General features: G+C 67.3%; 21 protein-coding genes. 9 read left to right on the top strand and 12 right to left on the bottom strand.

Annotated features, from left to right (window positions below; genetic code table 11):
- The first annotated feature begins 113 nt into the window (after positions 1-113).
- Positions 114-983 carry a LysR substrate-binding domain-containing protein gene (locus AC2YJX_RS08505; RefSeq protein ID WP_431151553.1) on the top strand — a complete coding sequence of 290 codons (870 nt, stop codon included), beginning with the start codon at positions 114-116 and terminating at the stop codon, positions 981-983.
- A 43-nt stretch (positions 984-1,026) separates the two neighbouring features.
- Entirely contained in the window at positions 1,027-2,184 is a 1,158-nt protein-coding gene (locus tag AC2YJX_RS08510; protein WP_487255791.1) for an NAD(P)H-dependent flavin oxidoreductase, read from the top strand.
- 341 nt (positions 2,185-2,525) lie between these two features.
- Here the strand turns inward: AC2YJX_RS08510 and AC2YJX_RS08515 are convergent, their stop codons facing one another.
- The 7 genes from AC2YJX_RS08515 to radA form a co-directional block, all read right to left on the bottom strand.
- Positions 2,526-3,500, bottom strand: a complete 975-nt coding sequence (locus tag AC2YJX_RS08515; protein ID WP_487255792.1) for a glycosyltransferase — start codon at positions 3,498-3,500, stop codon at positions 2,526-2,528.
- 176 nt (positions 3,501-3,676) lie between these two features.
- Positions 3,677-4,942: an O-antigen ligase family protein gene (locus AC2YJX_RS08520; RefSeq protein ID WP_055399862.1), complete on the bottom strand. Its 1,266-nt coding sequence runs from the start codon at positions 4,940-4,942 to the stop codon at positions 3,677-3,679.
- Positions 4,942-5,757, bottom strand: a complete 816-nt coding sequence (locus AC2YJX_RS08525; protein ID WP_121423001.1) for a glycosyltransferase family 2 protein — start codon at positions 5,755-5,757, stop codon at positions 4,942-4,944. Before AC2YJX_RS08525 ends, AC2YJX_RS08520 begins: the two co-directional genes overlap by 1 nt.
- A gap of 3 nt (positions 5,758-5,760) precedes the next feature.
- Positions 5,761-5,967 (bottom strand): zinc-finger domain-containing protein, encoded by a 207-nt coding sequence (locus AC2YJX_RS08530; protein WP_487255793.1) that lies wholly within the window; start codon positions 5,965-5,967, stop codon positions 5,761-5,763.
- A 5-nt stretch (positions 5,968-5,972) separates the two neighbouring features.
- On the bottom strand, positions 5,973-6,911 hold the full coding sequence (locus AC2YJX_RS08535) for a branched-chain amino acid transaminase (protein WP_121421947.1): 939 nt from the start codon (positions 6,909-6,911) through the stop codon (positions 5,973-5,975).
- A 127-nt stretch (positions 6,912-7,038) separates the two neighbouring features.
- The gene (locus AC2YJX_RS08540) at positions 7,039-7,458 is read right to left on the bottom strand and encodes a glycerate kinase (RefSeq protein ID WP_487255794.1); all 420 of its coding nucleotides are present in this window, start codon (positions 7,456-7,458) and stop codon (positions 7,039-7,041) included.
- Between the two features lie 49 nt (positions 7,459-7,507).
- Complete coding sequence (gene radA, locus AC2YJX_RS08545) at positions 7,508-8,884, bottom strand: DNA repair protein RadA (protein WP_121421946.1); 1,377 nt, start codon at positions 8,882-8,884, stop codon at positions 7,508-7,510.
- 115 nt (positions 8,885-8,999) lie between these two features.
- Here radA and hpaI point away from each other — a divergent pair, with 115 nt between their 5' ends.
- The 3 genes from hpaI (at position 9,000) to AC2YJX_RS08560 (ending at position 11,572) form a co-directional block, all read left to right on the top strand.
- Positions 9,000-9,830 (top strand): 4-hydroxy-2-oxoheptanedioate aldolase, encoded by an 831-nt coding sequence (gene hpaI / locus AC2YJX_RS08550; protein ID WP_436131569.1) that lies wholly within the window; start codon positions 9,000-9,002, stop codon positions 9,828-9,830.
- A gap of 64 nt (positions 9,831-9,894) precedes the next feature.
- Positions 9,895-10,872, top strand: a complete 978-nt coding sequence (locus AC2YJX_RS08555; RefSeq protein WP_487255795.1) for a 2-dehydropantoate 2-reductase — start codon at positions 9,895-9,897, stop codon at positions 10,870-10,872.
- Between the two features lie 76 nt (positions 10,873-10,948).
- Positions 10,949-11,572: a glutathione S-transferase family protein gene (locus AC2YJX_RS08560; RefSeq protein ID WP_121507867.1), complete on the top strand. Its 624-nt coding sequence runs from the start codon at positions 10,949-10,951 to the stop codon at positions 11,570-11,572.
- 179 nt (positions 11,573-11,751) lie between these two features.
- On the opposite strand, the gene AC2YJX_RS08565 is transcribed toward AC2YJX_RS08560, so the two are convergent.
- Positions 11,752-13,332 (bottom strand): ABC transporter substrate-binding protein, encoded by a 1,581-nt coding sequence (locus tag AC2YJX_RS08565; RefSeq protein ID WP_487255796.1) that lies wholly within the window; start codon positions 13,330-13,332, stop codon positions 11,752-11,754.
- A gap of 74 nt (positions 13,333-13,406) precedes the next feature.
- A complete protein-coding gene (locus AC2YJX_RS08570) occupies positions 13,407-14,015 on the bottom strand; it encodes a LysE/ArgO family amino acid transporter (protein WP_176887897.1) in 609 nt (202 codons plus the stop codon).
- 77 nt (positions 14,016-14,092) lie between these two features.
- Between AC2YJX_RS08570 and AC2YJX_RS08575 the strand changes: the two genes are divergently transcribed.
- Complete coding sequence (locus AC2YJX_RS08575) at positions 14,093-14,980, top strand: LysR family transcriptional regulator ArgP (protein ID WP_121507870.1); 888 nt, start codon at positions 14,093-14,095, stop codon at positions 14,978-14,980.
- Between the two features lie 259 nt (positions 14,981-15,239).
- Here AC2YJX_RS08575 and AC2YJX_RS08580 read toward each other — a convergent pair whose 3' ends face one another.
- A complete protein-coding gene (locus AC2YJX_RS08580) occupies positions 15,240-16,052 on the bottom strand; it encodes a siderophore-interacting protein (RefSeq protein ID WP_487255797.1) in 813 nt (270 codons plus the stop codon).
- 68 nt (positions 16,053-16,120) lie between these two features.
- On the opposite strand from AC2YJX_RS08580, the gene AC2YJX_RS08585 reads away from it, so the two are divergent.
- On the top strand, positions 16,121-16,594 hold the full coding sequence (locus tag AC2YJX_RS08585) for a MarR family winged helix-turn-helix transcriptional regulator (RefSeq protein WP_055399835.1): 474 nt from the start codon (positions 16,121-16,123) through the stop codon (positions 16,592-16,594).
- Between the two features lie 125 nt (positions 16,595-16,719).
- Here AC2YJX_RS08585 and AC2YJX_RS08590 read toward each other — a convergent pair whose 3' ends face one another.
- Complete coding sequence (locus AC2YJX_RS08590; RefSeq protein WP_487255798.1) at positions 16,720-17,592, bottom strand: hypothetical protein; 873 nt, start codon at positions 17,590-17,592, stop codon at positions 16,720-16,722.
- Positions 17,593-17,720: 128 nt separating this feature from the next.
- Positions 17,721-18,836 carry an alanine racemase gene (gene alr, locus AC2YJX_RS08595; RefSeq protein ID WP_218301259.1) on the bottom strand — a complete coding sequence of 372 codons (1,116 nt, stop codon included), beginning with the start codon at positions 18,834-18,836 and terminating at the stop codon, positions 17,721-17,723.
- A gap of 135 nt (positions 18,837-18,971) precedes the next feature.
- On the opposite strand from alr, the gene lplT reads away from it, so the two are divergent.
- Complete coding sequence (gene lplT / locus AC2YJX_RS08600; protein WP_055399829.1) at positions 18,972-20,276, top strand: lysophospholipid transporter LplT; 1,305 nt, start codon at positions 18,972-18,974, stop codon at positions 20,274-20,276.
- Positions 20,277-20,468: 192 nt separating this feature from the next.
- Positions 20,469-21,365: a DMT family transporter gene (locus AC2YJX_RS08605; protein ID WP_487255799.1), complete on the top strand. Its 897-nt coding sequence runs from the start codon at positions 20,469-20,471 to the stop codon at positions 21,363-21,365.
- Positions 21,366-21,393: the final 28 nt, after the last annotated feature.

Consider the following 21,393-nt stretch of genomic DNA (forward strand, 5'->3'; position numbering starts at 1 on the left):
ACGGCATGGGGGCGGTTGCGCGGTGGGACGGTGGGAGGGGAGTTGCGGCGTCGGATGCGGGGTCTTATGATCTTAGCAAGAGATTGAATTTTTGACATTCATACTTTTTCAAGATGGATAAAGCATCCCCCCCACTCGATCTGGCCGCCCTCGACATCTTCCGCACCGTGGCGGCAGAGGGTAGCGTCACGCGCGCGGCCGAGCGGCTGCAGCGCGTGCAGTCCAATGTGACCACGCGGGTGCGCCAGCTGGAGGCCGACCTGGGCACCCCGCTGTTCCTGCGCGAGGGCAAGCGCATGGCGCTCACGCCCGAGGGCGAGGTGCTGCGGGGCTACGCTGACCGGCTGCTGGCGCTGGCCGAGGAGGCTCGGCAGGCCGTGCGGCCAGGCCAGCCCACGGGACGCCTGCGCCTGGGCTCGATGGAAAGCACCGCCGCCAGCCGCCTGCCCGCCCCGCTGGCGCAACTGCACCGCCAGTGGCCCGGGGTGGCGCTGGAGCTGTCGACCGCCCCCACGCGCGAACTGCTGGAGCGGCTGCGCGCCCATGCGCTCGACGCCGTGCTGGTGGCCTGGCCGCCAGGGCAGTCGCCCGACCCTGCGCTGGAAGCCAGCCCCGTGTTCGCCGAGGAACTGATCCTGGTGCTGCCCACGGGGCATCCGCCCGTGTCCGGCCCGCAGGATGTGGTGCCCGGCACGCTGGCGGTGTTCGAGCCCGGCTGCACCTACCGGGGGGTGGCGCAGGACTGGTTCGCAACCCGCACCCCGCCCATGCAGACACTGGAACTGGGCTCGTACCACGCCATCCTGGCCAGCGTGGCGGGGGGTGGCAGCGTGGGCATCGTGCCGCGCTCGGTGCTCCAGCTCTCGCCCCACGCCGCGCTGCTGGCCCAGCACCCCCTGACCACCCTGCAGACGCTGCTGGTGTGGCGCCACGGCTACCGGTCCGCGGCGCTGGATGCGCTGCAGCAAGTGCTGCGCGACTGACAACGCTTCTCTTCCTCTCACTCTTAGCGAACGGAACGCCACCATGCCCCACCGCAGCCTGCGCACCGCCCTCTCCCTGCGTCTGCCCATCATCCAGGGGCCCATGACGGGTTCCGACACCCCGGCGCTGGCTGCCGCCGTATCTGCGGCGGGCGGGCTGGGCACCCTGGGCTGCGGCATGCGTTCGCCCGCCGCCATGGCCGAGGCAGCGGCCGAGGTGCGGCGGCGCACCGACCGGCCCTTCGGGCTCAATCTCTTCGTGCAGGACACGCCCGCGCCCGATGCGGCCACGGTGGAAAAGGCCGTGGCCCATCTGGCGCCGCTGTATGCAGAGTTCGGCCTCACGCCCGCCGTGCCCGCGCGCTGGTGCGAGGACTTTGCGGCCCAGTTCGACGCCCTGGTCGAAGCGCGCCCGGCCGTGGCGAGTTTTACCTTCGGCATCCTGAACGCCGCGCAGGTCGAGCGGCTGCACAGCGCGGGCTGCACCGTCATCGGCACGGCCACCACCGTGGCCGAGGCCGTGGCCTGGGCCGATGTGGGCGCGGACGCGGTGGTCGCATCGGGCATGGAGGCGGGCGGCCACCGCGGCACTTTTTTGCCCACGGGCCGTCTGCAGGCCGAGGGCCTTGCGCCAGCAGAAAAGGCCCCTGCCGCCAAGGGCCCCTCGCAGGCCGACTTTGCGGCGTCCATGGTGGGCACCATGGCCCTCATCCCGCAGTGCGTGGATGCGCTGCGCCCCCGGGGCGTGGCGGTGATCGCGGCCGGCGGGATCATGGACGGCCGCGGTATCGCCGCGGCCCAGGCCCTGGGCGCCGAGGCGGTGCAGATGGGCACGGCCTTCCTGGCCTGCGACGAGTCGGGCATCGGCCCGGCCTACCGTGATGCGCTGGCCCACGCCACCGGCACGGACACGCGCACCACCCGCGTCTTCTCGGGCCGCCCGGCGCGCGGCATCGTCAACACGATGCTGCAGCGGCTGCACGCGCACGAGGCCGATGTGCCAGCCTACCCGGTGCAGAACGCCCTCACCGGCACGCTGCGCCGGGCGTCTGCCGAGGCAGGGCGGGCGGACTACCTCTCCCTGTGGGCCGGCCAGGGCGTGGCGGCGGTGCGCCCCATGCCAGCGGCGGCGCTCGTGGCCGTGCTGGAAGCGGAGTGGCGGGCTGCGCTGGCAGCTGCGGGAGCGCAGGGCGCGGGGTAGAGGTGACTCTTGCTATTAATTAAATAGCAATTTACGCTTGATGAATAAGCGCCAGCGGCCAATTTGACCAGTTTTTTCACACGCCTCCACCGCGCGGAACGCGCCCTGGCTTCGACCGGCCCAGTCCGAGCGGGCACGGGTAGGACGATATGTGCACGCTGGTAGACGGTCCTGCACCGCCAAGCAACCAGCCCGCGATGCTCACGCCCTTCGGTACCGGCGCGCCGCAAAAGCCAGTGCCACCGTGGAACCGGCTTCGCCGGGCCACCGGTGGCGTCCCCCTCCCATAGCGCGAAGCGCGTAGAGAGAGGGGGAAGGCGCGCAGCGTCTCAGGGGGTGATTCACTGCCTCCAGGGCAGTTCGCGCGCAGGCCCCTGGATGACAGGCGGCTGGGCGTTGATCTTCTCACCCGCCAGCACGCGCTCGTACATGCGCAGGTAGTTGCGGGCCATGCGCTCGGCGCCGAAGTGATCGACCACATGCTGGTGACAGGCGCGGGCGTCAAAGCGGTTGTTGCGCACCGCCTCGGCCAGCACGGAGGCTTCGGCCGACAGCACGCCGCAGTGCACCGGCACCAGCTCGGGCAATGCGCCGTAGGGCGTGGAAAACACCGGGCAGCCGAAGTACAGGCTTTCGATCACGGCCAGGCCAAAGGGCTCGTGCCAGCGCACCGGAAAGATCAGCCCGCGCGAGGCATTGAGCAGGCTGGTCTTCTGCGCGCCGCCCACCATGCCGTGAAAGTGGATCTTGCGCGACAGCGTCCAGCGAAAGCCGCGCTTGAAGTTGATGCGGTCGCCGCCCAGCACGTCCAGCTCCACGCCAGCCATCTTGGCCACCTTGATCGCGCCGCGCACGTTCTTCACGCCCCAGGCCGCCTTGCCCAGGAAGTGGTAGTGGGGGCGTGGGCGGTCAAAGTCCACAGGGCCATAGCCGCTCCAATCGAGTCCGTTGTAGACAAACTCGGTGGAACCGTAACGCGCGGCGTGGTCACGCGAGAGGAACACGGTGTTCAGCGGCAGCGGCTTGGGCTTGCGCGCGTTGCCGTGCTCGGTGACCAGATAGGGCCGGCTCAGCTCGGTGCGGGGGTTGAACTGGAAATGCGCAATGTCCACATCGGCCGGGATCTGGCCCTCCCAAGGTGCGTCGGGGCGGATGGGCAGCACATGGCCGAAGTCGCAGCTGGACCCGTCGGGCACCAGATAGCTCACGCGGTGACCGAGCTGCACCAGCGTCTTGCCCAGATCCCAGATCACACGCTCGGTGCCGCCGTAGCCGTAGACGGGGATGGGGGAGTTGTTGATGAGCAGGATGTGCATAGGGAAATCTTTCGTCTCAGTTTTCCATGGCGCTACGCGACACCCGCAGACCATGAAACTGGCGCGGCCCAAGCCAGTGCCACCAGTGGAACTGGCTTTGCCAGGCCACGGGTGGCGCCACCCTCCCGCGCAGCGAGAGAGGGGGAAGGCGCGAAGCGACTCAGGGGGTGCTTCATCTAAAGCGGTCTTGGGCAGCCCATGCGCGTGCGCCGCTCGTGCAGGGCCGCCAGCACCAGGGGGCACATGAAGAGGTAGAACATGTTGCCGCTGTTGTGAGCCAGAAACACTTGCGTGAGCCCAAAACCGATGTACGACAGGGGCACCATCACACCCACCAGGCACAGCGAGAGCGACTCCTTGTCCATCTTGCCGGCACCGTCGCGAATGCGCCGCGCCGTGGGCCAGAACATCGCGAGCGGAATGCCGTAGAACGCCATGAGCAACAGCACGCCAGGCAGCCCGCGTTTGGCAAACAGGTCCAGGATTTCGTTGTGCGCGTGCCCAAATTCGAGCACCACGGGATGCGCCAGCCCGGCGGCCACGCGCCGGGCCTTCTCGTCGGTGTACCCGGCCCGGCCCCAGCCGGTGAAGGGCCGGTCCCAGCCCATCTGCCACGCCAGGCGCCAATGCGCCAGCCGCTGGCCAACCGAGCTGCGGCCGTCACCGTGGTCCTTGTAGACCTGCACTTCCTGGCGCGCCTCGTCCACCCGCTGCTCCACCGCAGGCACCTGCGACAGCGCAGCCGCCGCCAGCGCCAGCGCACACAGGCCCCAGTACACGCGCCGCTGCCCGGTGGTGCGCACCAGCAGCCAGGCACACACGGGCAGCAACAGCACCAGCGCCAGCCAGCCGCCGCGCGACTGGGAGAGCACCGAGCCGGCGGCACCCAGCCCGATGGCGCTGGCCAGCAGCAACCGCTGCCACAGGCACCAGCGCTTCCATTGCACAACGAGCAGCAGGCCGCTCATCACGGCCAGCAGCATGCTCAGATTGCCGTACTGGATGGCGTTGGTAAATCCATTGGCACGCGGCAGCTCCATCACGAAGGTCTGGTACAGCGCAACCAGCCCGCTGCCCACCGCGCCGACCGCCACCCCCATCCACAGCCAGGCGGCGCGGGGCTCGAACGTCATCAGGAAAAAGATGCAAGGCAAGGCCAGGAGGTATTTGACCGGCCGATCCATGCTGCCCCAGCCCCAGGTGGCGCCCACATCCAGCATCCACAGCGCAGCCATGCACGAAAAAGCCGCCGTCAGCCACCAGGCGGCACGCGGCGCAGGGCGGCGCCACCACAGCGGCGCGCTGGCCAGCGTGGCCAGCAGCAGCAGCACGGCGCCGTAGGAATAGCCCGAGGGCAGCCACAGCGCCAGCCCCGGGACCATGAACGCGCCAATGCTGGCGCAACGGGAAAACCAGCGGTGGGTATCCTGCGGAGACGTCATCAGCGAATCACCCGCCCCGTCAGGCTGTCGCGGTCGTAATGCAGGGCGGCGTACCGGAAAAAGCCCTCCAGCGCCACAAACAGGCAGTACAGAAAGCCCGCGCCGCCACACAAAAAGCCCAGCCGGAACACATACAGACGCAAGAACATCGACCCGCCCGACGCCAGGCCCCGCAAGACCCCGCCGCGTTTGCCTGCCTCCGCCCGCTTGGCGGCACCGAGCATCACGTACTGGGTAAGCTTCTCCAGGCTGCCGCGCACCGTGGTGCGTGAGTAGTGCAGCAGCCGCGCCTTGATGAGGCGACGCGGCACCGCTGCGCCACCGGGCAGGGCATGGAGCTGGGCCTGCTCGTGCACCACCCCGGTGTATTCCTTCACCAGCGCACGCACAAACAGGCGCTCGATCTGCGACTGCGACCGGAAATACTTGAGCTCGTGCCCATAGGCCACCATGCGCCAGCGGATGGTCCACACTGCCTGCTCGCCCGAACGGACGATGGCCTGCAGTTCCTGCGCAAACGCGGGCGTCATCACCTCGTCAGCGTCGAGGAAAAACACATAGTCGCCGCACGAATGCGCCAGCAGCCGGTTGCGCTGCACGGCAAAGCCCTGCCAGTCGGGATAGCTGTGGACTTCGGCACCCAGGCTTTGGGCGATGGCCACGGTGTTGTCCGTGCTGCCGCTGTCCACCACCAGCAGCTGGTCGGCGAACGCGGCGCTTTTCAGGCAGGCCTCAATACGGTGCGCCTCGTTGTGGGTCAGCACCGCCACGGTCAACGTGGGCGGCGCCGATGCGCCGCCGGTTCCCACGGGCATCAATCAGTGGCCAGCGTGTACGTGCTCGCCCGCCTTCAGGCGGTACACCGTGCCACAGTACGGGCACTTGGCCTCGCCGGTGCGGGTCACATCCAGGTACACCTTGGGGTGGCTGTTCCAGATTTTCATATCGGCCTTGGGGCTGGGGCAGAAAACCCCACCCTGGGCATTGAGGTCCTTGGCCAGGAGTTCGATGGCGGCTTGGGACATGGTGTTCAGACTTTCGCGAGCCAGTGGGCGTAGTTGGAGTTGCGGCCGTTGACGATGTCAAAGAAGGCGCTCTGGATTTTTTCGGTGATGGGGCCGCGTGATCCGCTGCCCAGCTCGATCCGGTCGAGTTCGCGGATGGGGGTCACTTCAGCCGCCGTGCCGGTGAAGAACGCTTCGTCGGCGATGTACACCTCGTCGCGCGTGATGCGCTTTTGCACGATCTCCAGGCCCAGGTCCTTGGCGATGTGGAACACGGTGTTGCGGGTGATGCCGTTGAGGGCACCGGCCGACAGGTCGGGCGTGTAGATCACGCCGTTCTTGATGACAAAGATGTTTTCGCCCGCACCTTCGGACACGAAGCCAGAGCTGTCGAGCAGCAGTGCTTCGTCGTAGCCGTCGTCCAGCGCTTCCATGTTGGCGAGGATGGAATTGGTGTAGTTGCTCACCGCCTTGGCCTGCGTCATGGTGATGTTGACGTGGTGGCGGGTGTAGCTGCTGGTCTTGACGCGGATGCCGCGCTTCATGCCTTCTTCGCCCAGGTAGGCGCCCCAGGCCCAGGCGGCCACCATGAGGTGGATCTGGTTGCCCTTGGGCGAAACACCCAGCTTTTGCGAGCCGATCCAGGTCAATGGACGCAGATAGCAGGATTCGAGCTTGTTTTCACGCACCACAGCCTTCTGGGCTTCGTTCACTTCTTCCTTGGTGAACGGGATCTTCATGCGCAGGATCTTGGCGCTGTTGAAGAGGCGGTCGGTGTGCTCTTCCAGTCGGAAGATCGCCGTGCCGTTGGCCGTGTTGTACGCGCGCACGCCTTCGAAGGCGCCGCAGCCGTAGTGCAGGGTGTGGGTCAGCACATGGATCTTGGCGTCGCGCCAATCGACCATCTGGCCGTCCATCCAGATCTTGCCGTCACGGTCGGCCATCGAGGGAACTACGGGGCTCATGGGAATCCTTTGGTTGCTGTGGGTCGCAAAACCGGGATTTTACGGGGCCGCAGCGGGCCAGGAACCGAGGCACCAGGGTGCAGTGCAGCAAATGGTGCCCCGCCAAGGGCAAGGGCCTGTGCAGCGGTCAGCCTTGGGGGGGAGTGGCGGCCGCTTCGCCCTCCGGCCGCACCAGCGTCCATTTCACCAATTTGCCATGGCGAAACTCGCAGGTCACATGCGACTGTGTGCCGTCTGTCCAGCGGTACACCTCGGGGTCAGCGCCCTCGGGCGACAGCAGTTCCCCCAGCGCCTGCGTCATGGCCACCACATGCATCAGGTTCACGCCCTCAGCCAGCCGGGCATTGAGCATGACCGCACTGCCCACATAGCCGATGGGGCGCTTGGCGGCCTTCTTCATCACATTCACCAGCCGCGTGAAATGCAGCAGGGCCCACATGACCAGCCCGCCCACCACGGCCGCCACACCGGCCCAGCCGCAGGCTGTAAAACCAAACCCGACCAGGGCCACCGCCCCCAGGGGCACCAGGATATTGCGCAGATTCATAGGCTGGGATTGTCTTACGGCCTCAACCGTGTGTGGCTGTGGGCATTGCTTACAAGCCCCGCACGACGTTCATGGCCTCTTCCACCCGCTCCACCGCGTGGATGGTCAGCCCCTCAATGGGTTTCTTGGGCGCATTGGCCTTGGGCACCACGGCCACACTGAAACCGAGCTTGGCAGCCTCCTTCAGGCGCTCCTGGCCGCGGGGCGCGGGCCGCACCTCGCCCGCCAGCCCCACCTCGCCGAACGCCAGAAAGCCGCGCGGCAGCGCCTTGCCGCGCAGGCTGGAGGTGATGGACAGCATCACCGCCAGGTCGGCCGCTGGCTCGCTGATGCGCACGCCGCCCACGGCGTTCACGAACACGTCCTGGTCCATGCAGGCCACGCCCGCGTGGCGGTGCAGCACGGCCAGCAGCATGGCCAGGCGGTCCTTGTCCAGGCCCACGGACAGACGCCGCGGGCTGGGGCCACCGCTGTCCACCAGGGCCTGGATCTCCACCAGCAGCGGGCGTGTGCCCTCCAGCGTCACCATCACGCAGCTGCCGGGCACGGGCTCGGAATGCTGGCTCAAAAAGATGGCGCTGGGGTTGCTCACGCCCTTGAGGCCTTTCTCGGTCATCGCAAACACGCCGATTTCGTTGACCGCGCCGAAGCGGTTCTTGATGGCCCGCACCAGGCGGAACTGGCTGTGCGTGTCGCCTTCGAAGTACAGCACCGTGTCCACCATGTGCTCCAGCACGCGCGGCCCAGCCAGCGCACCTTCCTTGGTCACATGGCCCACCAGCACGATGGCCACGCCCGAGGCCTTGGCACAACGCGTGAGGTGCGCCGCACATTCGCGCACCTGCGCCACGGAGCCGGGCGCGGACGTGAGCTGGTCGGAGTACACGGTCTGGATCGAGTCGATCACGGCCACCGCAGGCTGCATGGACTCAATAGTCGCCAGGATCTTTTCGAGCTGAATCTCGGCCAGCACGTTGACCTGGCTATGGTCCAGCCCCAGGCGGCGCGAGCGCAGGGCCACCTGGGCACCGCTTTCCTCACCCGTCACATACAAGGTGGGCAGCCCTGCGCGCTGAAGCGCATCCAGCGCCTGCAGCAGCAGGGTGGACTTGCCAATGCCCGGGTCGCCACCGATCAGTACCACGCCGCCTTCGACAATGCCGCCGCCCAGCACCCGGTCCAGCTCGTCGATGCCGCTCGGTGTGCGCTCCACATCGCTGGCCTCGATGGCCGACAGCGGCATCACGGCCTGCGCCTGTGCCAGGCCCGCAAACTGCGATCCGCTGTAGCGGTTCTTGCCCGGCCCGGCCTCGGCCACCGATTCGATCAGCGTGTTCCAGGCGCCGCAGGCCGGGCATTTGCCCAGCCAGCGCGGGCTGGTGCCGCCGCATTCGGTGCAGGTGAACGTGGTTTTTTCTTTGGCCATGGTGGGTGGGTGTGGGCAGACTCAAAAGCGGGGCAGCCGACTATAGCGGCCATGCCCACTGGAATAGCAACAGCCCGTACGATGGCGGGCTTGGCACTGCCGCATGGAGTTCAGATTGCAGACACCCGTCAACCCTTTCAAACAGGCCATGGCCCAGGGCCAAGCGCAGATCGGCCTGTGGCTGGCCCTGGCCGATGCTTACAGCGCAGAAATCATCGCGGGCACCGGCTACGACTGGCTGCTGGTCGATGGCGAACATGCGCCCAATGACCTGCGCTCCATCCTGCATCAGCTGCAGGCCATTGCCAGCGCCAGCAGCGCCCTGCCGCCCGGCGCGCAGGCGCCCCACCCCATTGCGCGCGTGCCCGTGGGCGACACCGCACTGATCAAACAGTACCTGGATATCGGCGCCCAAACCCTGCTGGTGCCCATGGTGGACACCGCCGAGCAGGCACAGCAAATGGTGCGCGCCACGCGCTACGCGCCCGAGGGCGTGCGCGGCATGGGCAGCGCCCTCGCCCGCACGTCGCGCTGGCAGGCCTACCCCCAGTATGTGCACGAGGCCAACCAGCAGATCTGCTTGCTGGTGCAGGCCGAGACGGTGGAAGCCATGACCCACCTCGATGCGATTGCCGCCACCCCCGGCGTGGACGGCGTGTTTATCGGCCCGGCCGACCTGTCGGCTTCCATGGGCCACCCCGGCAACCCAGGGCACCCTGACGTGCAGGCCGCCATCCACGACGGCATCACCCGCATCCTGCGTGCGGGCAAGGCGCCAGGCATTCTGGCCACCACCGAATCCCAGGCGCGCCAGTGGCTGGCAGCGGGCGCACTGTTTGTGGCCGTGGGCGTGGACACCATGCTGCTGGCCAGCGCTGCGCAGAATCTGCTGGCGCGCTTTCGCGCCGACGCTGGGGGCACACCAGCGCGCCCCGCGGGCTACTGAAGCCCACAAGACACCACACACCGATTCACCACGACACTCACCGGAAGACAAAGGCACGACCACCATGAAAGTTTGTATTTACGGCGCAGGCGCCATCGGAGGTTGGCTGGGCGTGGCCCTGGCGCAAGCGGGCCACCCGGTCAGCATGGTGGCGCGCGGCGACACGCTGCGCGCCCTGCAGGCCGACGGGCTGCGCATGCGGCGCGCGGACGGCACGCTGGCGCAGGTGCCCGTCACGGCCCACAGCGACCCGACAGCGCTGGGCGTGCAAGACCTGGTCGTGGTCGCCGTCAAGGCCCCGGGCCTGCCCGACGTGGCGCGTGCCATGGCGCCGCTGATCGGGCCGGACACCATCGTGCTCACCGCCATGAACGGCGTGCCGTGGTGGTTTCTCGACGGCTTCGGCGGCGCCGCGCAGGGGCGTGCCCTCGAATCCGTGGACGCGGGCGGCGTGATTGCCCAGGCCATCCCGGCGCGCAACGTGGTGGGCAGCGTGGTGCACACCAGCTGCTCGCTGGAGGCTCCGGGCTTCGTCAAACAACACTTTGGCAACCGCCTCATCGTGGGCGAGCCGGACGGCAGCCAGAGCGCGCGCCTGCAAGCGCTGGCCGACACGCTGCAGCGCGGTGGCATCGATGTGGAGGTGAGCAGCTGCATCCAGAAGGACATCTGGTTCAAGCTGTGGGGCAACCTCACCATGAACCCCATCAGCGCGCTCACCGGCGCCACTACCGACCGCATCCTGGACGACGAGCTGGTGCGCGGTTTTGTGAGCGCCGTGATGCTGGAAGCCAAGGCCATCGGCGACCAACTGGGCCTGCCGATTGACCAGCAGCCCGAGGACCGCCACGCCGTCACCCGCAAGCTGGGCGCGTTCAAGACCTCGATGCTGCAGGACGTGGAAGCGAACAAGCCGATGGAGATCGACGCCCTGGTGGGCGCGGTGCGCGAGCTGGGCCAGATCACCGGCACGCCCACGCCCCACACCGACGCACTGCTGGGCCTCACGCGGCTGATGGCTCGCACGCGGGGACTGTACTGAGAAATTTCAAAACCAAGTAGCCTCCAGCGCTTATCTGCAAAGCTCCAACAGCTATCACATATATAGCAAACTACCTATGACCACTCTCACGCTCTATTACACCCCCGGCACCTGCGCACAGGCCGTTCGCATTGCCTTGGAAGAGGCCAGCGCCCCGCACCAGCTGGTGCGGGTGGACTTTGCCGCTGCCCAGCAACGCACGCCCGAGTACCTGGCCGTCAACCCCAAGGGCCGTGTGCCTGCGCTGGTCACGCCGCACGGCACCTTGACCGAAACAGCCGCACTGCTGGCCTACGTGGCGCAGAGCTTTCCCGAGGCACGCCTGGCCCCCACCGATGCCCATGGCTTTGCACGCATGCAGGAGTTCCACAGCTACCTCGCCTCCACCGTGCATATCGCCCACGCCCACCGCCCCCGCGCCAGCCGCTGGGCCGATGAGCCCGAAGCCCAGGCGGCGATGCAGCGCAAGGTGCCGCAGAACATGACCGAGTGCTTCAACCTTATCGAAAGCCACTATCTGCCCAAAGCGGATCAGGGCCCCTGGGTCATGGGCGAGCAGTACACCGTGGCAGACGGTTACCTGTTCACCATTGGCACCTGGCTAAAAAGCGACGGCGTGGACATCGCCTCGTTCCCGAAGGTGTTTGCACACACCCAGCGCATGCTGGAGCGCCCGGCAGTGCAGCGCGCGCTGGCCTGAATTTCCCAGGCACCAAACATCACCGCCGCTAGGGTGCGCGGCTTTTGAGACTGGCGCGGCCCAGGCCAGGGCCGCCGCGCAAGGGCCCCCCCGCCGCGCTGGCGGCGTCCCCCTTCCCGAATTGTTCAGCAATTCGAGAGAAGGGGGAAGGCGCGAAGCGCCTCAGGGGGTTGTCACTCTCAATTCACCTTCAAATACCGCCAATCAATCCGGTTGTCCGCCCGATGGATGATCTCCACCTTCTTCGTCCCCGCCCACGGGATCACCTGGTTGTACAGCGGGATGTGCGACACCAGCTCGTGCTCCTTGATCAGTGCCTGCTCGATCAGGCTGTTACGCGTGGCGGTGTCCGTTTCCTTCTTCACACGCTCGATCAGCGCATCCATCTGCGGGTCCGAAAAGCGGCCCAGGTTGAAGTTGCCATCCCCACCAGCACCGGGCGAGCGCACCAGCGACTGCAGGCTGTAGAACGCGTCAAACGTGGGCACGCCCCATCCCAGCAGGTAGATGCTCGCTTCGTTGCGCTGGATCATCGGGAAGTAGGTGGCAAACGGCAACGAGCGCAGCTTGGCTTTAACGCCCACCTTGGCCCAATGTGACGTGATGGCCTGGCACAGCTGCTCGTCGTTGATGTAGCGGCCCGCGCTGCAGGCAAAGTCCACCTCAAACCCGTTGGGGTAGCCCGCATCGGCCAGCAGCTTTTGCGCGGCTTTGGGGTCGAAGGGGTAGCGCACATCGGCCTTCCTGGTCCAGCCGTTGACCTGGTTGGCAATCAGCGTGCCCGTGGGCTGGGCCAGGCCGCGCAGCACCACGCGCTGGATGGACTGGATGTCGATCGCCTGGTACAGCGCCTTGCGCACGCGCAGGTCTTTCAGCGGGTTCTTGCCCTTCACATCCGAGCCGGGCAGCTCGTCGCGGAACTGGTCCAGACCCAGGAAGATGGTGCGGTACTCCGGCCCTTCGAGCACCTGCAGGGTGGGCGTCTGCTTGATGCGCGCCAAGTCTTGCAGGCTGGGGTCGATCACAAAGTCAATCTCACCAGACAGCAGCGCCGCCGTTCGCGTGGCGTCGGCCTTGATGGGGGTGTAGACGATCTCGGTCAGGTTGGTGGGGTACTTGCCCTTGCCCCACCAGTGCGGGTTGGGCTCCAGCACCACGCGCTGGTCGGGTGCCCACTGCCTGAGCTGGTACGGGCCGGTGCCCAGCGCATTGCGGTGGGCGTACGTTTCGTCCTTGGTCTTGATGTCCTTGGGCTCGACCGACTTGTTCTTTTCGGCCCAGGCGCGGCTCATGATGCGCAGCTCGGTCAGCTGGTTCACCAGCACCGGGTTGGGCAGGTCGGAGTGGATGTCGATGGTGTAGGCATCGACCTTTTCCACGCGGTCAATGCCCTGGGTGTAGACGGCGAAGTTGGAGGTCTTGGCCTTGGCCCGCTCCAGCGAGAACTTGGCGTCGTCGGCCGTGAACTCGCTGCCGTCGCTGAACTTCACGCCCTTGCGCAACGTCAGGCGCAGCTGCGTGGGCTTGACCAGCTTCCACTCGGTGGCCAGCGACGGCTCGGGCTTAAAGGTCTTGCTGTTGTATTCGACCAGCGTGTCGTACACAGCGCCGTGCATGGTGTTGTTCACGCCCACGTTCTGGGTGTGGATGTCCCAGGTGGAAATATCCACCGAGCGGGACCAGCGGAAGGTCTTGGCCTGCACAGCCATCGGAAGCGCCGTGGCCAGCGCGGCCGCGAGCAAGAGGGTCTTGAAACGCATGGGGGAATCACTCCAGATCAGTCAGTCCCCCACTATGGCGCAAGTCGCTTCTCCGTGTAACGAACTTGTATTTGTTAGCTTAGAACCATCACCATGGCCAAACCCATCATCGTGACGGCCGTGCCAGCGTCCAGCACCCGCCACGCACCGGGCGATGCGAACAAAGGCGCCAGCCAGCGCGAGCCAAACCCGAGGGTCAGGAACCACAAGGCGCTGGCCAGCGAGCCCCCTGCGGCAAAGGTGGCACGGCCCCAGGTAGGGTACGGGGTGGCCATGGTGCCCAGCAGCAGCACGGTGTCCAGGTACACATGCGGGTTCAGCCAGGTCAGCGCCAGCACCGTGAGCACGGTAGTGCGCAGGCTGGCGCCCGGCCCGTTGGCGGACACCAGCAGCTGGGCAGGCTTGAAGGCCCGGCTGGCGGCCTGCACGGCGTAGGCGGCCAGAAAGAGCGCGCCCGCCCAGCGCATGAACTGCGCCCACTCGGGCCGCGCCAGCAGCACCCCGCCCATGCCCCACACGCCCGCCTGCAACAGCACCGCATCGGACAGCGCGCACACCAGCACCACCGGCATCACATGCTCGCGCCGCAGGCCCTGGCGCAGCACAAAGGCGTTTTGTGCGCCAATGGCCATGATCAGAAGGGCCGTCGAAGTGAATCCGTGAAGAAAGGCAGTGGTGCTCATGGGCGTGGATTGTGGGGATCGCATTCTCGTCACGCCAGCTATACTTTTTAACGATCCGTCAAAATGGCTAACGCACCATGCGCCTCGACTCTGCCCAGCTCAACGCCTTTGCCACCGTGATCGACGAGGGCAGCTTCGAGCGGGCCGCCGCCGTGCTGCACGTCACCCGCTCGGCGGTTTCACAGCGCGTGAAACTGCTGGAAGAGCGCGTGGGCCAGGTGCTGGTGCGCCGCGCCACGCCCTGCACACCCACCGAAGCCGGGCAGGCGCTGTACCGGCATGCACGCGAAGTGGCACTGAGCGAGACCGACGCGCTGGCCACCATTGGCGGTGGGCAGCACACGTCCACGCGCCTGGCCATTGGCGTCAATGCCGACTCGCTGGCCACCTGGTTCCCGCACGCCATGGCCCAGGCAGCCGAGGGCCAGAGCATCACCTTCGACATCCATGTGGAGGACCAGGACCATTCAGCCAACCTGCTGCGCGAAGGCCGCGTGATGGCCGCCGTGACGGCCGACCCGCAACCCGTGCAGGGCTGCAAGGTGCTCCCGCTGGGCACGCTGCGCTACCGGGCGCTGGCCAGCCCCGCGTTCATGCAGCGCTACTTTTCCCAGGGGGTGACCGCTGCTGCGCTGGCTACGGCGCCCATGCTGGTGTTCAACCGCAAGGATGCGCTGCAGGCCCGGTTTGTGGGGCGCATCACGCGCCGCAAACTCACGCCGCCCGTGCACTGGCTGCCCGAGGCAAACGCGTTTGTCATGGCCACCCGGGCCGGGCTGGGTTGGGGCATGACGCCCGACCCGATGGTGCAGCACGACCTGGAGGCCGGCACGCTGGTCGAGTTGCTTCCGGGCAAGCCGGTGGACGTGCCGCTGTACTGGCAATCCTGGCGCCTGAACGTGCAGGCGCTGCATCACATGACCGAAGCAGTGCAGCGGGCGGCAGGGCTTACCCTGCTGCGCTGAGTAGTCCAGTGAACCTGAAAAATCGACGGTACGCCGGTGCTCCAAGGGGTGCGGGGCTGGGCGCAGGCCGCAGTCAAGGCTGGCCGCCTTGACAAGGACTGCAACGCTGCACTGCGACTCGAGGGGCCCCGGCCCTTTGGGTGAGTGCCTCGCCGCCCCGCATGCGTCGTTGCCGTGCTCGCCGGGTATTCAACCCGGCTGCGCCCGCCGCCTAGCATGCGGGGCGGCTAGGTACTCACGTACCGCCGATTTTTCAGGCTCACTGGACTAAGTCTTCGTGGTGGTCGGCGGCGCCACGTTTCCAGTAGGCAGAGATGCGCATGCGCTTGGCATCCACACCCGGCTTGGCGAGCATGGCGCGGCGCACGGCGGCCATCTCGCTGTGTTCGCCGGCTGCCCAGACAAACCCAGCGCCGGTTGGCAGCGCCAGCGCTTCCACGGCGGCGGGCAGCGCGCTCACCCATTGCAGGTCGAGCTGTGCCGCACTGGCCAGCACGCGCTGGTCGGCTGGGTTGCGCACCTGGATGCGCACCGTGGCCTGGGTGTGGGCGGGCAGCTCGGCCAGGCGGCGGGCGATGGCGGGCAGCGCGGTTTCGTCGCCCAGCAGCCAGTGCCAGTCAAACCCGGTGGGCACCACCATGCTGCCGCGCGGCCCGGCAATGCCCACCCACTGGCCGACGGCGGCACTGGCGGCCCAGTCGGTGGCGGGGCCTGCGTCGTGCAGGGCGACTTCGATGTCCAGCTCGCCCGTGGCGGCGTCATAACGTGCAGGGGTGTAGTCGCGCAGCACGGGGCGCGGATCGGGGAAAACCGGGCGGCCATCGTGCAGAGACGGCAGCGAGGGGCGCTCCTGGCCCGGCTGGGGCAGGATGAGCTTGAGATGGTCGTCAAACCCCGCGCTCACAAACCCGGCCAGCTCGGGCCCGGCCAGGGTGAGCCGCACGAAACCGGGGCTGACGGCGGTGCGCCGCACCACCTGGAGGTGGCGGGCTTGCAAGGGATGGCGGACGCGTTCGACGGCAAGGTGTGCAGCGTCAACCGGGGGAGTGGCGGTAGGCAGAGGTGCGTTCATGGCTTAAAATGTTGATTTAGTCAACCAATGATCTGCGAATTGGTTGATTTTGTCAACCACATGTCGCCATGACCACCCACGCACCCGCCGATGTCTTTGAAGCCATGCACGACCTGCTGCATGCCTACCGGGCGCACATGGTGCGCACGATGGCCGCCATCCACCCCGACCTGACGCACAACGAAGTGCGGGCGCTGATGTTCGTGGGGCGCCACCCTGGCACCACGCAGCGCGAACTGGTGGCGCACAGCGGTGCCGACAAGGCACAGGTGGCCCGCATGGTGGGGATGCTGCAGGACAAGGGTTGGCTGGAGAGCGCACCGAATGCCGAGGACAAGCGCAGCCGCTGCCTGCGCCTGAGCGCCCAGGGTGCGGCCCTGCACCAGGCGCTGCGCGACGCCCGCCGGGGGCTGGCGGCGTCGCTGCTCAAGGGGTGTGACGACGCCACGCAGGCCCAGCTGCTCGCCCTGCTGGCACAGGTACGCAGCAACCTGGACGCCATCGACACCGGCTGCCAGGGCGGCCGGGACTGCCGCAGCTAGCGACGGGAAGGGAGACGCAGGAGGCCCGCCCCCGCTCCAAGAGGGAAAAATGGTGAAAACCGGGGCCTAGCTCTTGATGGATCTACATTTATAGCTATTAATTTAGTAGCATTTCATCTTTTCCATCACTGCCCCTGGATCACCCGCACGGCCTGGGGCAGCGACTGCACGCCGGGCATGAAATGGTCGATGGTGGCGCCCAGCACCACGGCGCAGACCAGCGCGCCCAGCAGCGGCTTCCAGGTCAGGCGCACGGCAGCCGTGAGCCAGCCCTCGCGCTCCACGCCCACAGCGGCACGGGCGGTGGCCACCGAGAAGGCGATCTCTACCGCCACCGTGAGCAGCACGTCCCAGCCAAAGAACAGCATGGCCAGCGAGCCCGCGCCAAAGATGATCGCCGCGCCGATGAGAAAAATCGCCACCACGGGCACCACCACCACCGCGCCTTCGTCGGCACTGCCAATGGCGTCGGCGGCGCCGCTGGCCAGGTCGCCCAGCGCGCTGGAATCGCTGCCGGAGCCCCCGCTGGACAGGCCCTGCGTCCACGCACCGCCAAAGTCACCGGATGCGCCGCCGCCGCCAAAATCACCGCCGCCGGTGCGCGGCAGCGGCACCTGGCCACTGCCGCCGGACGAGGAGCCACTGGGCCAGGACACATCGGGCACGTCCAGGCTGCTGCCATCGCCCCCTGTGTCCCGGTCCGACCGTACCAGCCGCGCCGCCCAGGCCCGCAGCACCAGCAGGTAGCCCAGGTAGCCGACCGAGAGGGTCACGAAATACCGCAGCGCCAGCGACTCCACCCCGAGCAGCATCTGAACATGGGAGGTGCACCACATCAGCAGCAGCGTGAAGCTGCCGATCAGCAGCCCATGCCAGCGCAGGCTGTAGCGCTGCTGCAGGGTGCGCGCCACCGTGCCGTGGTGTGGCATGCGCACGGAGCGCCAGGTAGAGGTTTTCTTCTTGCTGTTGCTGCTGCGGTCGCTGCGGGATGTGGCCATGGAGGGAACGCCTGCGGTGAAAAGTGGGTGGTCGCCGGCCGCATGTTCGGCCAGAACCGCGCCATTTCACACCAGTTTTCCGCGCCGCTGCAGCCCTGCATACGGCCGTGCGTGAACTTGTCGATGAATCAGGCGTTGCCGTCCACCGACACCGGCACCCGCTGGGCCAGCGCCGTCAGCAGCTCCCAGCTCACGGTGCCCGCAGCGGCGGCCACCTCGTCCACACCCAGCACCGTGCCGTTGCTGGCCTGGCCCCACAGCGTGACTTCCGCGCCAAACCCTGCGGCCACGCCCGCCTGCTGCAGCGGCGTGAGATCCACCGTGATCATGTCCATGCTCACCCGCCCCACCAGCCGCGTGCGGATGCCGTTGACCAGCACGGGTGTGCCGGTGTCGCAGTGGCGCGGATAGCCGTCGGCATAGCCGCAGGCCGCCACGCCAATCAAGAGCGGCCCATCGGCCGTGAAGCGCGAGCCATAGCCCACGGTGTCGCCCGCCTGCAGCTGCTGCGTAGCGATGAGGCGGGTGGCGAGGGTCATGGTGGGGCGCATGCCCCAGTGGGTGGCGGTGTGCTCCGGGTAGTCGGGGGCGCTGCCATACAGCGCGATGCCGGCCCGCACCCAGTCGGCACGCACGCGTGCGTCCGCCGCATGGCGCAGGGTGGCGGCGCTGTTGCTCAGCGTGCGCTCACCCGGCAGGTCTTGCGCTGCGGTGTTGAACACGGCCAGCTGGTGCGCCACGCCCCGGGGGCCATCGGCGTCGCTGAAGTGGGTCATGAACGAAATTTCGTCCACCTGCGGCAGCGCATTGAGGCGCGCCCAGGCCGCGCGAAAGCGCTGGGGCGCAAAGCCCAGGCGGTTCATGCCCGAGTTCATCTTGAGGAACACACGGTGCGGCACCTGCGTCTTGTGGGCGGCCAGCATGTCGATCTGCTCGTCGCAATGCACTGCGTGCCACAGGCCCAGGCGCGAACACAGCTCCAGGTCGCGCGGCTCGAACACGCCTTCGAGCAGCAGGATGGGCCCGCGCCAGCCCAGATGGCGCACGCGCTCGGCCTCGGCCAGGTCCAGCAGCGCGAAACCGTCGGCGCCGCGCAGGCCTTCGTACGCGCGCTCGATGCCGTGCCCGTAGGCATTGGCCTTGACCACGGCCCAGACCTTGGCATCAGGGGCCGCCTGTCGAACACGCTCCAGGTTGTGGTGCAGGGCGGCGGTGTGGATGGTGGCGGCAATGGGACGGGGCATGGGGTTTGACCGGGTGGGAAGCACCGGATTCTGGCACCGTGGCCGTTTATCCGCGTGATATAACCGTCCGTCACTTGCCAGGGTCCCCACATTTAACAGGGCATCAGCCGAACTGATGCTGCCACCAGCCATTCGATGAAGCGCGGTTTTTACACCATCATGTCGGCGCAGTTTTTCAGCTCGCTGGCCGACAACGCACTTTTCGTGGCCGCCGTGGAGCTTCTGCGTACAGAAGGTGCCCCCGAGTGGCAGCGCGCCGCCCTGGTTCCCATGTTTGCGCTCTTCTATGTGGTGCTGGCGCCTTTTGTCGGCGCCTTTGCCGACGCCCTGCCCAAAGGCAAGGTCATGTTTGTCAGCAACGCCATCAAGGTGGTGGGCTGCCTCATGATGCTGTTTGGCTCGCACCCGCTCATGGCTTATGCGGTGGTGGGGCTGGGTGCGGCGGCTTACTCGCCCGCCAAATACGGCATCCTCACCGAGTTGCTACCAGCCTCGCAACTGGTCAAGGCCAATGGCTGGATCGAGGGGCTCACCATCGCGTCCATCATCCTCGGCGTGCTGTTTGGCGGCCAGCTGGTGGGGCAGCACCTGTCGCACATGCTGCTGGGCATCGACATCCCCATGATCGACACCGGCGTGGACACGCCCGCCGAATCCGCCATCGCCGCACTGATTGCGGTGTATGCGCTGGCGGCCTGGTTCAACACCCGCATCCCGCACACCGGGGTGGAGATGCGCCCCCTGCGCGCCGACCCTTCGCGCAGCGTGCTGGCCAACGCACTCAATCTGCTGCCCGACTTCTGGGCCTGCAACGGCCGCCTGTGGCGCGACAAGCTCGGCCAGATCTCGCTGGCCACCACCACCCTGTTCTGGGGCGCAGGCGGCAACCTCAAGTTCATCGTGCTGGCCTGGGCGGCTGTGGCACTGGGCTACAACACCACGCAGGCCTCGGCCCTCACCGGTGTGGTGGCCATCGGCACGGCCGTGGGCGCGGTGGTGGCGTCCATGCGCATGCGCCTGGACATGGCCACCAAGGTGATCCCGCTGGGTATTGGCATGGGACTGTTGCTGATCCTCATGGTGTTCATCAGCAACATCTGGCTGGCGATACCCTTCCTCATCCTGCTGGGCGGCCTGGGCGGCTACCTGGTGGTGCCCATGAACGCGCTGCTGCAGCACCGGGGCCACAACCTGATGGGCGCGGGTCGCTCGATTGCGGTGCAGAACTTCAACGAGCAGGCCTGCATCCTGGGCCTGGGGGCGTTCTACAGCCTGTCGCTCAAGCTGGGCCTGTCGGTGTTTGGCGCGATCATCACCTTCGGCCTTGTTGTGGCCGGGATCATGTGGATCATCCGCCGCTGGCACCAGCGCAACTGCATCAACTACCGCGACGAAGTGAACCACTTGCTGGACATTGCGCGGCACGATACGCACCACTGAATCCCCCTGAGTCGCCTTCGGCGCCTTCCCCCTGAGGGGGACGCACCCGCTGGCCTGGCAGAGCCAGTTCCACGGGTGCACTGGCCTTGGGGCGTGCCTGTTTTGAGCGCTGTGTGACTTGGCGCAAATTGCTACATAATTTATAGCTTCCAGCGCTTATCCATAAAGCGCTAGAGCCTATTTTTAATCTCAATGCAATCTCCCCTGCCCTTTGCCGCCCTGCTGTTCAACGCTTTCGTGTGGGGCCTGGCGTGGTGGCCGTTTCAGCGCATGCACCAGGCGGGGCTGCATCCGCTGTGGGCCACGGCGTCGATGTACGCCGTGGTGCTGGTGGCGCTGCTGGCCTGGCGGCCGGGGATCCTGGCGCAGGTGCGGGCGCACCCGCAGCTGTGGCTGCTGGCGCTGGCATCGGGGCTGAACAACGTGGCTTTCAACTGGGCCGTGACCATTGGCGACGTGGTGCGCGTGATCCTGCTGTTCTACCTGATGCCCGCCTGGGCCGTGCTGCTGGCCTGGCGCATTCTGGGCGAGCGCCCCACGCCCTCGGCGCTGCTGCGCCTGGCGCTGGCCTTTGCTGGCGTGGTGCTGGTGCTGCTGCCCGAGGGCGCGCCCGCCACGCGCCTGCTGCAAAACCTGTCGCTGGCCGACGGCCTGGCGCTGCTGGGCGGCTTCATGTTCGCGCTCACCAACGTCACGCTGCGCCGCCTGCACACCGTGCCGGGGCCTGCGCGCATGGTCACCATGTTCGGCGGCTGCATGCTCATGGCGCTGGGCGTGGCCTGCGTGGGGCTGCAAGTGGGTGTGGTGGAGCCTTTCCCTGCCCTCAACAGCACCTGGGTCGTCACCGGCCTGCTGCTGGCGGGGGTGCTCATGCTGGGCAACTGGGCGCTGCAGTTCGGCGCCGCGCGCCTGGCGGCGGGCACCACGGCGCTGGTGATGCTCTCGGAGGTGATGTTTGCCAGCGTGTCGTCGGCCCTGCTGGGCGCCTCCACCCTGAGCACGCGGACCGTGCTGGGTGGGGCGCTGATCCTGCTGGCATCCTTGCTCGCGGCGCTGCAGTTTCGCCGCCCCGGCGCCACGGCCCACTGAGCAGGCCACGCGCCGCACGCAGATGGGC

The organism is Acidovorax sp. SRI_002 (assembly GCF_057586455.1).